The organism is Brevibacterium sp. CBA3109, assembly GCF_040256645.1.
Taxonomy (GTDB): Bacteria; Actinomycetota; Actinomycetes; order Actinomycetales; family Brevibacteriaceae; genus Brevibacterium; species Brevibacterium koreense.
The window spans coordinates 975820-987630 of the sequence record NZ_CP158281.1 but is presented as its reverse complement, the minus strand read 5'-3'; the positions used below and the strand labels follow the sequence as shown (position 1 = coordinate 987630).

The following is an 11811-nucleotide window of genomic DNA, read 5'->3' as shown; positions in this document are numbered from 1 at the left end:
GGCTTCCCCAGTCTGCGTGGCAGATGAAGGATTCGAACCTTCGAAGGCAATGCCGGCTGATTTACAGTCAGCTCCCTTTGGCCGCTCGGGCAATCTGCCGCAGTATGTGCTCGATGAGCACTTGAAAATACTACAAGCACCCACCCGGAATCTCCAACTCGTTAGACGCAGATCACAATTGTTCGTCTCGACTACACTCGGTGACCAGATACTCGTCCACGTACTCACCACACAAGGAGCATCCATGGCCAGCGAATCCTCATTCGACGTCGTCAGCAAGGTCGACCGGCAGGAGGCCGACAACGCATTGAACCAGGCAGCCAAAGAGATCAACTCGCGCTACGACTTCCGCGGCACCGATGCCTCGATCGCCTGGACTGGAGAAGCCATCCAGATGAAGGCCGTCAGCGAGGACCGCGTCAAGGCGATCCTCGACGTCTTCCAATCGAAGCTGGTCAAACGCGGCATCTCTCTGAAGTCACTTGAGGACGGTGAACCCTACCCTTCAGGCAAGGAACACCGCATCGATGCGACCCTGAAAGAAGGCATCGACAAAGAGAACGCGAAGAAGATCTCGAAGTACATCCGTGACGAGGGCCCAAAAGGCGTCAAGGCGCAGATCCAGGGCGAGGAGCTGCGCGTGAGCTCGAAGAAGCGCGACGACTTGCAGGAAGTCATCTCCCTGCTCAAAGGCAAGGACCTCGAAGTCGACCTGCAGTTCGTCAACTACCGCTGACTCAGCGCCGCCCTGAGGCGATTTCAAGACACAGCGCAGTCCTCCCCTCCCCAAAGCCGGCATGTCCACCACAACCGCCGTACCCCCAGAGAACACTGCGCCCAGGGTATCCGTCAGCGCCCCCGTGACATCTGACGAACCAGCGCCGAACCCACCTCACCGACTGCGCCGTGCACTCTCCTCCGAGGTCATTCCGTCGCACTCTGCGAGACAGGCAGCACGGGTGCCCAAGCTCCTGCGGTCCTCCACTCTCTTGGCCCGACTATCTGGCCGTGGCTTCGCCTGCGAAGAGCAACCGGCGGCAGGGCAGCGCAGAATTCATCGCACACGCCACCGCCCGCACCTCCCTGCGCCCCCTGGCAATCGTGGCCTACACCGCCGGCACGGAGACCGAGCTGCTGGGCTGGCCTCGGACCAGACGGTTGTCTGAGCGCGCATCTCAACATATTCGCGCGTGCCAGGCTTACTGGCTCACTGCTTACTGGCTCACTGCTTACTGGCTCACTGCTTACTGGCTTACCGGCTCACCGGCTCACCGGCTCACCGGCTCACCGGCTCACCGAGAATACGTCGACCACATCGCCCGCTGCGAGAAGTCAGCGACGCGCAGCAGCTCATTGCGCCCCACGCCGCGGTGAGATTGAGCCGATAGGCCCTGCCAGAGCGTCTGCACGACACCGGTGACGACATCAGCGTCAGTTCCGCCCAGGATCTCGCCCTCATCGATGGCAGTGCCGATCCGAGCTCGCAGCAGCCGTTCGTTCTTCGTCAGCATGTTCGATATGTCCCCGCGCGCATTCTGTGTCGCAGGACTATCGGACATGACAGCACTGGCGATGAGACAACCAGGGTGCGAGTCGGCGGGCTGAGTGAATTCGACGATCGACTCTCTCAGCAGCTCATCGATGGCAACCTTGATGGACTGTGCCGCCAGCGCCTTCTCGTAGATGACAACGTACCGCCGGGCGTAGATCCTCACGGAGTCCTCGAACAGTCCGACCTTGCTGCCGAAGGCCGAGTACAGGCTCGACGTCGAGATGCCGATTGCCGAAGTCAGGTCTCGAGTCGAGGTTCCGCTGTAGCCACGCCGCCAGAACAGTCGTGCGGCTTCACACACGGCCCGATCACGGTCGAACTCGGGAGGTCGCCCGCGCTTGTTCACTGCCATCCCTGAATTGTAGATCACTTGATCCATAATTCAATCTGGATCAGACGCTTCAGATTAATACTCAGGCCAGTGCCATCGGTATGTAGTACAGGCCCTTCGAGTCCTCTTCGACGGTGACTCTCAGGCGATCGTCGACGCTGATGAAGTCGTTGACCTTGATCGTGCCCTTGGAGTCACTGAGCTTGCGCACGGCGAAGGCGGGGATGAGACCCTGACGGCCATCGCCGTCGACCGCCAGCGCGTATTTCGGACCGGTGGCCCTCACCTTGACCTCGATGGTGTCGTCGGTGGCTGTGGGCACCCCTGTGTCGAGATCGGGGTTCGTCAAGGCAGAGAGCTCGACCGTGAGGGTATCGGCCATGTCATCAACCGTTGCGAGCATGTTCGCCATCGCACGGGCGAATTCACCATGCAGCTCACTGGGCTTCATCGCCGCGCCGGGTTTGTACATGTCCTCGTGGGTCAGCTCGCCCCAAGCGTCTTGGAGCCTGGTCTTGACTTGGATCTCCGCGAAGACCGGTTCACCCTGGTCGGAGGGGATCTGCAGGGTCACGTGGCAGGCGCGGTAGCCGCTGGGCTTGGGCGGGTCGACGTAGTTCTTCTGTTCGACGAGAACGAAGGCACCGAGCTGCTGAGGATCCGTAAGAGAGTCGAACATCATCTTCTGGTCACGCGGTGATTTGCACAGCACCTTCACCCCGACGATGTCGCGGATGTGATTCTCCACGTCTCGAGGAGTCGAGATCGTCAGCTCCGGGTCATCGGCTGACTTTTCGACGAGCTTCGCAAGGGTCCGCGCAGGATCCTTGATTCGATGCCCATCAACATCCAGACGCGAGATGTCTTTGTCTTTGAGGAGGCCCTTCTGCTGCTGTTTGAGCCAGCGTTTGATCCGCACGGCGGCAGATTCCCAGGCGTCGCGCCGTTGCGCATAAGCCTGCGAGACCACTTCCCTCATTGCCGAATCCGCGCTCACCGTACCTCCTCTGTCACAGGGCCCTCTTTGTTCCCATCAAACCACGAGCGCGCCACCGATACGGTGACGCGCTCGCAGATTTCTGTGTTCAATTATGCCTAGTTCATTCGAACTCAGTGCCCCGCTGTGGGCTGGCTGGCCGCTTCAGCCTGCAGGTGGCTGCGGGCCTCCGCGAGCATTCCCTCGCGGGTCGCGATCTTCACCCGTTCACGACCTTCGGCCTCGCCACGAGCCTTTTCTGCCGTCTCCACGCGATGGTAGCCTTCCCAATCCACGTAGTCGACGCCCTTGGACTCGAGCAATTCGACGATCGCAGAGTCATCTGGGTACACGGGCTCAGTCAAGACACCAGCGGAGCGGTCATCGAGGATATGACCGATCGTCTCCAGAGCATCGCCCTTCGTATGCCCGATCAGGCCGACCGGGCCGCGTTTGATCCACCCGGTCGCGTACACGCCCTGCACCACGTCTGCATCGGCAGAGACCCTCTGGTCGTCTGCATGGACAACCCGGCCCCCGTGATTCGGGATGACCCCTCGGTCTGAGTCGAACGGCAGCTGAGGAAGTGCGGTGCCTGCGTAGCCGATAGCCCGGTACACGGCCTCAACCTCCCAATCATGGAAGGTCCCGGTGCCGTTGGCTCCACCCGATCCGTCGAGTTCCATCCGTTCCGTGCGCAGCCCAGTGACTCGATCCTCGCCGAGGATGGCAACCGGAGAATGGAGGAAATGCAGGTGCAGCCGGCGCTTGGCCCCAACCGGTTCCCTCATGGTGAAGTCAGTCAGTGTCTTCGCGACCTGTTTGGTCTGGTTGTTCGACTCGATCGCCTCCAGCGACCCGTCATCGAACTCATAGTCTTCGGGATAGACGATGATGTCGACATCCTTGACATGCCCCAGCTCGCGCAGTTCCAGCGGTGTGAACTTCGCCTGCGCCGGTCCACGCCTGCCGAACACGTGCACATCCGTGACCCGCGACGACTTCAACCCCTCGTAGACGTGATCAGGGATCTCCGTCGTATGCATGTCATCGGCCTGCTTTGCCAGCACACGGGCAACATCGAGGGCGACGTTGCCGTTTCCGATGACGGCCACCTTCTGGGCATCCAGGGGCCAAGTCTGGACCGCATCCGGATGCGAGTCGTACCAGTTGACGAAGTCCGCGGCCCCGTGCGAGCCGGGCAGTTCGACCCCGGGAAGATTCAGCGAAGCATCGATGAAGCAGCCGGTGGAGAAGATCACCGCGTCATAACGATCGGTCAGCTCTTCCAAGTTGATATCGACGCCGTACTCGACGTTGGAGAACAAGCGGATATCACCACGGTCGAGAACCTTGATGAGAGCGTTGATGATGCCCTTGATCCGAGGATGATCCGGAGCAACTCCGTACCGGACCAATCCGAACGGAGTCGGCAGACGCTCGAAGAGATCAATGCTGACCTCGAAGTCACGCTCGGCCTTGGTCAGCAGATCGGCCGCATAGATCCCGGCAGGGCCGGCACCCACAATAGCCACACGGAAGGGACGCGTCATTCTCACACCTCTCTAGTAAGTCATCTCCGATTGTATCGGCAATGAAGGACCTCCTAACAAACACGTGACGAAACTCGCACTCTCATCCCAGCTGACAGAACACGACGGCGACGCGTCGTGAGATCACTAGACTCGGCATGTGAACGCAGATACGACTCCAGACATGAACGCCTTCCGCAGAGCCGGACTGGCCAACGGCCTCTCCGCCTACCTGCTGTGGGGTCTCATCCCCCTGCTCTTCGCAGCCGCCGCCCCGACCGGAGCCCTTGAACTCGTTTCGCACCGCGTCATCTGGTCGTTGCTCTTCTGCGCCATCCTCCTGGCCTTCACCGGCGGCTTCAAACGCACATGGCAGATTGTCGGGTCCGGTCGCACGTTCTGGCTGCTGGCGTTGGCCGCCGTCCTCATCGCCATCAACTGGACCGCGTTCGTCTACGGCGTCGAAACCGACCACCTCGTCGAGGTGTCATTGGGCTACTACCTCAACCCGCTGATCTCCATCGGGCTGGGCGTCATCTTCCTCGGTGAGAAGCTGCGGCCCCTGCAGTGGACTGCGGCGGGATTCGGTCTGCTCGCCGTCATCATCGTCGGCATCGGTCTCGGGCGCATGCCCTACCTGTCCTTCACTGTGGCACTGTCGTTCGGGCTCTACGGGCTGGTCAAGAACAAGGTCGGAAGTCGTGTCGGCGCCCTGGAGGGAATGACGATCGAGTCCGCCGTGCTGGCGGTGCCCAGCGCCATATTCCTTCTCATCCTTGGAGCCCAGGGCCTGTCCACGTTCACGGGCTTCGGTGCCAGCCATGTCATCATCATTCTCGTCACGGGCCCGGCGACCGCGATTCCGCTGATCCTCTTCAGCGCAGCCGCCAGGAGGATCCCCCTGTCCTGGGTGGGGATGCTGCAGTACATCACGCCGACGATGCAGTTCATCACCGGCGTATTCATCCTTGGAGAGATGATGTCGACTACCCGGTGGGTCGGCTTCTTCGTCATCTGGATCGCCGTGCTCCTGCTGTGCACCGACCTGATCCGTCAGAGTCGCCTCAAGCGCTGAGGTCCAGGAGCTGCATGGTCAACTCAGCAGCGATGAGAACCGCGATCGATCCCACCTGAGATTCGAAGCCCTATACACCTGACAGCCACCGACTGATCAGTCCGACGACAACCAGGGCGAGAGGCTCGGGTACGAGGATGCACCTTCGCAGTATCTGATCTGGTCAGGCGCTGCGCGTGACCACGGAATCGGCGAAGGCGAACAGTGATTCCTTGACCAGGCCGTCGGGCAGAGGCGCAAGTGCAGCTTTCGCCTCGTCGGCCCAGCGAACCGCTTCGGCACGGGCACGTGCCGTCACCGGGTGAGCGGCCAGAGCGGCACGAGCGGACTCGAGCGCTGCGTCCGAGCTCAGATCCGCGGCGAGCAGCTCGACCACCTCGGCGGCAGCCTCGTCACCATCGGCCGCAGCGGCCCGGACGTAGAGCACCGGCAAGGTGGGAACGCCTTCGCGCAGGTCAGTGCCGGGGGTCTTACCCGACACCGAGGAGGTGGTCGTCAGGTCGATGATGTCATCGGCGAGCTGGAAGGCAATGCCGACGCGTTCGCCGAAGACCCGCACGGGTTCGGCCAGCGCCTGATCCGCGCCCGAGAACATGACCCCGAACTGCGCCGAGGTGGCGATGAGTGAACCTGTCTTGTCCGCGAGCACCTGGATGTAGTGGTCGATCGCATCCGCGTCCTCCGGTGGGCCCGCGAATTCATTGAGCTGACCGAGGACGAGGCGTTCGAAGGTCTCGGACTGGACAGTGACGGCCTCGGGGCCCAGCTTCGCAGTCACCCCCGACGCCTTCGAGAACAGGAGATCGCCGGTGAGGATGGCCACGGAATTGCCCCACACCTCGTGCGCGGCCGGAGCACCTCGGCGAACCGGAGCATCGTCCATCACATCATCGTGGTACAGGGAGGCCAGGTGGATGAGCTCCACAGCGACGGCCGCGTCGATGATCTCGTCACGATCAGCCTCGCCGAGGCGGGCCGTGAGCAGCAGAAGGTTCGGACGGGCACGCTTGCCGCCGGCTGCCAGCAGATGTTTGGACGTGGTGTCCGGCAGCTTCCGTGTCTGCTCGGTCACCACATAGAGCCTGCGCTCGACGGCTTCCAACTGAATGGAAATATCCGCCGCAAGCTGGGCATCGGCACCAATAAAAGTCGCCGGAGAGGCTAGGTGGCTCATGTCCTCGTCATTCATCGTAGTCAGTGTTGTAGTCGCTGGTGAGATCAGGCATTGCTGGTAGCCGGCACGATTCGGGTGAGAGCTGAAATCACCCGATCGATGAGATCGGCCTCAGAGACCTTCGGGTCGCGGTAGAGGTTCGCCAACAATTTCACGACGAATTCCATCACAACGTCAACACCCATACCGTACTTGATTCCGAACTGCATGAGTGCAGGGTGGCCGATAATGGCGGAAAAAACGCGCCCCAGCGTGAAGTAACCGCCCAGGGATTCACCCACTAGCGTCGGGTATTCCTGCAGCTTCTCCCGCATCACGTGCCGTGGGTAACGGGAATAGGTGGAGATCACCTCGGCGGCCAGCCGAGCGGATTCGAGGGCATAGTCGATGCCCTCCCCGTTGAATGGGTTGACCATCCCGCCCGAATCGCCGACGAGCAGGAGACCCTTGTGGAAGTGCGGGGTGCGGTTGAAAGCCATCGGCAGTGCCGCGGATTTGATCGGGCCCAATGAGGTGGACTCATCGATGCCCCATTCGTGGCCCATGTCCGCGATCCACTGCCCCATCATGGCGCGGAAGTCTACGGAACCGAACTGGGGCGAGGAGTCCAGCAGGCCGGCTCCGATGTTGATCGTGCCGTCGCCCAGCGGGAAGAGCCAGCCGTACCCGGGCAGAACCTCGGACTCGCCCGCCGAATTGCTCGAGCGCATCTCAACCCAGCTCTCGATGTAGTCGTCGGCATGCCTCGGCGAGGAATGATAGGCGCGCACGGCCACACCCATCGGGCGGTCGTCGCGCTTCTCCAACCCCATGGCCACGGCCAGGCGTGAGGAGACGCCGTCGGCGGCGATCACGATCGGGGCACTGAAGTGAGCCTCAGGTCCGACCCGGCGACCGCGGTGATCGGTCCCGGAGGCGTGGATGCCCTTGATCCACCCGTCCTCACCGATGTCCGGCGTCATGGCTTTGACCTGCTCGAACAGTCTGGCACCGCTGCGCTGGGCGTGACGGGCGAAAGCCTCGTCCATGCCCATCCGCGGTTTGGTCAGTCCATAGTTCGGGGTGCCGTCGATATCGGGCCAGTCGATCTCCAAGCGGTGTCCGCCGCCGATGAGACGCAGTCCTCTGTTCTTATGCCACCCCTCGGACTCGGGGGTGTCCATCCCTAAGAAGCCGACTTCTTTGACTGCGCGCGGGGTCAGGGCATCACCGCAGATCTTGTCACGGGGGAACCCGGACTTCTCTAAGATGATGACCTCATGGCCGGCCTGCGCGAGGTAGGTGCCGATGGCCGATCCGGCAGGACCCGCCCCGACAACGATGACCTCGGCGGAGAATTCGTTCATGGTCAGCGTTCGGCGCCCGGCTTGAGAGCGTGATGGACGGCGACGATTCCGCCTGTCAGATTGCGATGCTTGACCTGGTCGAAGCCGGCATCGAGGATCTGCTGAGCGAATTCGTCCTGGTCGGGCCAGGCCCGGATCGATTCAGCCAGGTAGACGTAGGCGTCGGGGTTCGAGGACACAGCCTTCGATACTGCGGGCAGTGCCCGCATCAGGTATTCCTTGTAGACGAGGCTGAACGGGGCGAACGTCGGTGTCGAGAACTCACAGATGATGAGACGGCCACCGGGTCGGAGCACGCGCAGCATCTCCGAGAGTCCGGCATCCACATCATTGACGTTGCGGATGCCGAAGGAGATGGTGACGACGTCGAAGCTGGCGTCGGAGAACGGAAGGTCCATCGCGTCGGCGTAGATGAAGTCGATCTTGGGGTGCCTGCGACGCCCTTCGGCGAGCATGCCCTTCGAGATGTCGCCGGCAACCACCTCGGCGCCGTGATGGGTGAACGTCATCGACGACGTTCCCGTTCCGGCTGCGAGATCTAGGACGCGCTCACCGGGCCCGGCAGCCACCGAGTGCGCAACCGTCCGGCGCCAGGTGCGCGCCAGACCGAAAGTCAGCACATCGTTGGTGAGGTCGTAGCGGGAGGCGACGTCATCGAACATCGACGCGACGTCGTCGGGCTGCTTGTCCAGCTGAGCACGGTTCATGGCACTATTCTCTCAACACCTGAACCCGGGGGCGAATTTGCGGACCCGTTTCCATGCTCTTGGCAGTGTGGAACTGGCCACAGTCAGTGCTCCACGGTGCACGCCATCGCGTCGGGACGGCGAATTTCTCGACTAGAGTGGGACTGAAATGACTACGACCTTCACCACCTCTGACATCTGCACCGCACCCCCGCGCCTGCACGTGCGCTCTCGCTTCGTCGACGACGTCGAACCGGGGCCCGGATTCCCCTTCGAATCCGGACTGCCCACGACCGTCGAGCAGACGCTGGAGCTCCTGCCCACCTCGGCGTTCTCCTGCTGGGTCCGCGACACCTCGGGCCTCATCGGCTTCGGCCGCACGTTGCGCATCCGCGCCCGCGGCCGCGCTCGTTTCACCGAGCTCTCCGAGGCATGGAAGGCGATCACGGGCGCAGCGACCATCGAGGACGAGGTCGACCTGCTCGGCTCGGGACTGATGTGCTTCGCCACCGTCGCCTACTCGGGCGAATCCGAGGTCGACTCCCTCATCCACGTCCCCGAGTTCGTCCTCGGTCGCCGAGGCGGTCGTGTCTGGATGACATCGATCATCGCCGAGGGTGCCGCCCCCACACCACCTGTGCTGAAGTCCGAGCCGCTGCACCGCGTCACCTCGGCGAAGTCCTCCCCCGGTGACCTCGACAGTGCTACCTGGGCGAACCTGGTCGCGACGGTCTCGCGCATGCTCACACCCGTCGGAGATTCCGCCGAGGTTGACGCCTTCGCCGACGATTCCACGCTGCGAAAGATCGTGCTGGCCCGCGATGAGCTTGTCACCACCGACGATGACATCGACGTCCGATCCGTGCTGGGTGCACTCAACCGCAGCTACCCCAGCTGCTGGACCTTCAATGTCGCCGGCCTGATCGGTTCCACGCCGGAGCTGCTCATCGGCGTCGAGAACAACCGCGTGACCTCGCGCGTGCTCGCAGGCACATATCGGGTGGAGAACGACCCGACCACCGAGATGCCCGCTGCCAGGAAGCTTTTGAGCGCGCACAAGGACAGCACCGAACACGCCTTCGCGATCGCCTCGCTGCAGCGCAGCCTCGGACTCGTCGCTGATGATGTGAGCGTCGACGAGCGGCCGCACCTGCTGCCTTTGGCCAACGTCATCCACTCGGCTTCGGATGCTTCGGCCCACCTGCCAGAGGACTCGCGCCTCAGTGCCCTCGACATCGCTGCGGCCGTGCATCCCACCGCGGCTGTCGGCGGGTATCCGCAGGCCAGCGCGGTTGCCCATGTGGACGAGCTGGAGCCGCTTGATCGCGGCCGGTATTCGGGTCCGGTGGGCTGGATGGACGACCGCGGCAACGGACAGTTCGGAATCGCACTGCGCTGCGGACAACTCGAGGACCGCAATCGGATCCGTCTGTTCGCCGGTGCGGGCATCATGCCCGATTCGGATCCCCTCACCGAGGTGGCCGAGACCGACGCCAAACTCGCTCCGATGCGCCGTGCGCTGGGGTTGGAATAAGACACTGACTGTCTCGCGACCTTGGGCTAGTACCAGCTCGTGCCCTTAGTCGGCACCAGTTCGCGCCTGATACGATCTCGCAACGTTGACATGGTGTCAAGGTTTTGACGTCTCATGTCAGTGTCTGTGTCAGTGGCTCGGCATAGTCTCTTCACATGTACACGCATCCCTCGGATGACCCGGACCACCCCGATTATCGGGGCACTGGATCATGGGCTCGACTTCCGGGCATCACCACCGATATTGATCGTTGGTGCAGGACTCTGCGTGACCTCGAACCAGCAGATCATGCATGGGAGGCTCAGACGCGCATTCGGGCGCTCGAGGAGCTTACTTCCGCCGCCGCGGCCGCGCAGGCGCGTGAGGCCGTCGCCTTCCACAGGCACCGCCAGCGCGAAGACGCCGCCAATGACGTACCCAAACGCGAACAGGGAAAGTACGCCGGCAACGAGATCGCACTGGCCAAACGGGTCTCACCCTCGACTGGGCGGAAGTTCCTCTCAACGTCCAAGGCCGTCGTCAACGACCTCCCTCACACGTACGAGGCTCTGGCCGAGGGTTCCATCTCGGAAGCCAAAGCCCGCATCATCGCCGATGAGACAGCATGGCTCACCTCCGACGAGCGACTCTTCGTCGACGAAGCACTCAAAGACCGTGCTGCCGTGGCCGGCAGCCGCCGGTTGCGCACCGAGGCGCGCTCACTGGCAGCCAATGTGTCCTCAGACAATGCGCATGAGAGAGCCGAAGCAGCGGGTGCGCATCGGCATGTGTCCGTGAGCGCACTCACCAACGGTATGGCGATGGTCAGCGCCACTCTGCCTCTGCAGCAGGCGGTCGCTGCGTATGAGAGTCTGGAGGCCGCTGCCACCGAACGCAAGATCGAAGGTCAGGATTTCGACCGCAGCCGGAACCAGCTGATGGCCGATATCTTCGTCGAACGGCTTACCGGACAGGACTCTGCCACCGACGTGCCCACTGAGGTCCATATCGTGATGGAAGCCGAAAGCCTGTTCTCAGACGGGCAGGTTCCTGCCTGGATTCCCAGCTATGGGCCACTGCCCGCGAAGACAGCGCGGAACTTCCTAGCTGCGAGTCGGGCCCGGTCGTTCATCCGCCGCATGTTCACTTCGCCGGAGACAGGGCAGATGGTCGGAATGGACTCGCGCAGACGAACATTCGGCGGTCTGCTGCGGCGCATGGTGGTCTTCCGCGACGACGTGTGTCGCACCCCATGGTGTGACGCCCCGATCAGGCACGCCGATCATGCGAATCCTGTTGCCGAAGGCGGCAAGACCCAGTGGTCCAACGCCTCCGGACTGTGTGCGGCCTGCAACTACGCCAAGGAGCATCCCGGGTGGAAGCACGAGGCGACTGTCGAAGACCTCACCGTCTCCACCCCCACCGGTGAAGAATACCAAACGGCCACTGCCCCATTCGTCACCAAGTTCAGTCATCCTCCGCCGAGGAAGAACACGACCCCTGGCGAGCCCACACCGGAGACGAAAGAAGACGTCGTCGACTTCCCCAGGCTGAGCCCGGCAGAAGCACTCTTCGAGGAGCTGATACTGAGGGACACCGGCTGAACAACAACCGGCGCTGATGCTG

10 protein-coding genes and 1 tRNA gene are annotated in these 11811 nt (G+C 62.5%); 4 read left to right on the top strand and 7 right to left on the bottom strand.

The window, feature by feature from the left end; all coding sequences use genetic code 11:
• Positions 1-17: 17 nt before the first annotated feature.
• Positions 18-99: transfer RNA gene (locus tag AAFP32_RS04485), tRNA-Tyr, on the bottom strand.
• A gap of 145 nt (positions 100-244) precedes the next feature.
• On the opposite strand from AAFP32_RS04485, the gene AAFP32_RS04480 reads away from it, so the two are divergent.
• Positions 245-736 (top strand): YajQ family cyclic di-GMP-binding protein, encoded by a 492-nt coding sequence (locus AAFP32_RS04480; RefSeq protein WP_167389403.1) that lies wholly within the window; start codon positions 245-247, stop codon positions 734-736.
• A gap of 556 nt (positions 737-1292) precedes the next feature.
• On the opposite strand, the gene AAFP32_RS04475 is transcribed toward AAFP32_RS04480, so the two are convergent.
• The 3 genes from AAFP32_RS04475 to AAFP32_RS04465 form a co-directional block, all read right to left on the bottom strand.
• Complete coding sequence (locus AAFP32_RS04475; RefSeq protein ID WP_350270811.1) at positions 1293-1904, bottom strand: TetR/AcrR family transcriptional regulator; 612 nt, start codon at positions 1902-1904, stop codon at positions 1293-1295.
• 61 nt (positions 1905-1965) lie between these two features.
• Positions 1966-2880 (bottom strand): RelA/SpoT domain-containing protein, encoded by a 915-nt coding sequence (locus AAFP32_RS04470; RefSeq protein WP_350270810.1) that lies wholly within the window; start codon positions 2878-2880, stop codon positions 1966-1968.
• Between the two features lie 113 nt (positions 2881-2993).
• Positions 2994-4412, bottom strand: a complete 1419-nt coding sequence (locus AAFP32_RS04465; RefSeq protein ID WP_350270809.1) for an FAD-dependent oxidoreductase — start codon at positions 4410-4412, stop codon at positions 2994-2996.
• A gap of 139 nt (positions 4413-4551) precedes the next feature.
• Here AAFP32_RS04465 and rarD point away from each other — a divergent pair, with 139 nt between their 5' ends.
• Positions 4552-5466 (top strand): EamA family transporter RarD, encoded by a 915-nt coding sequence (gene rarD, locus AAFP32_RS04460; RefSeq protein WP_350270808.1) that lies wholly within the window; start codon positions 4552-4554, stop codon positions 5464-5466.
• A gap of 163 nt (positions 5467-5629) precedes the next feature.
• On the opposite strand, the gene AAFP32_RS04455 is transcribed toward rarD, so the two are convergent.
• From AAFP32_RS04455 to AAFP32_RS04445, 3 genes are read right to left on the bottom strand one after another with little or no spacing between them, the layout of a single operon-like run.
• Entirely contained in the window at positions 5630-6655 is a 1026-nt protein-coding gene (locus AAFP32_RS04455) for a polyprenyl synthetase family protein (RefSeq protein ID WP_350270807.1), read from the bottom strand.
• Positions 6656-6684: 29 nt separating this feature from the next.
• Entirely contained in the window at positions 6685-7986 is a 1302-nt protein-coding gene (locus AAFP32_RS04450; RefSeq protein WP_350270806.1) for a geranylgeranyl reductase family protein, read from the bottom strand.
• Positions 7987-7988: 2 nt separating this feature from the next.
• Complete coding sequence (locus AAFP32_RS04445) at positions 7989-8693, bottom strand: demethylmenaquinone methyltransferase (RefSeq protein ID WP_350270805.1); 705 nt, start codon at positions 8691-8693, stop codon at positions 7989-7991.
• 148 nt (positions 8694-8841) lie between these two features.
• Here AAFP32_RS04445 and AAFP32_RS04440 point away from each other — a divergent pair, with 148 nt between their 5' ends.
• Positions 8842-10206, top strand: a complete 1365-nt coding sequence (locus AAFP32_RS04440) for an isochorismate synthase (RefSeq protein WP_350270804.1) — start codon at positions 8842-8844, stop codon at positions 10204-10206.
• 155 nt (positions 10207-10361) lie between these two features.
• Positions 10362-11789, top strand: coding sequence for an HNH endonuclease (locus AAFP32_RS04435; protein ID WP_350270803.1), 1428 nt, complete (start codon positions 10362-10364; stop codon positions 11787-11789).
• Positions 11790-11811: the final 22 nt, after the last annotated feature.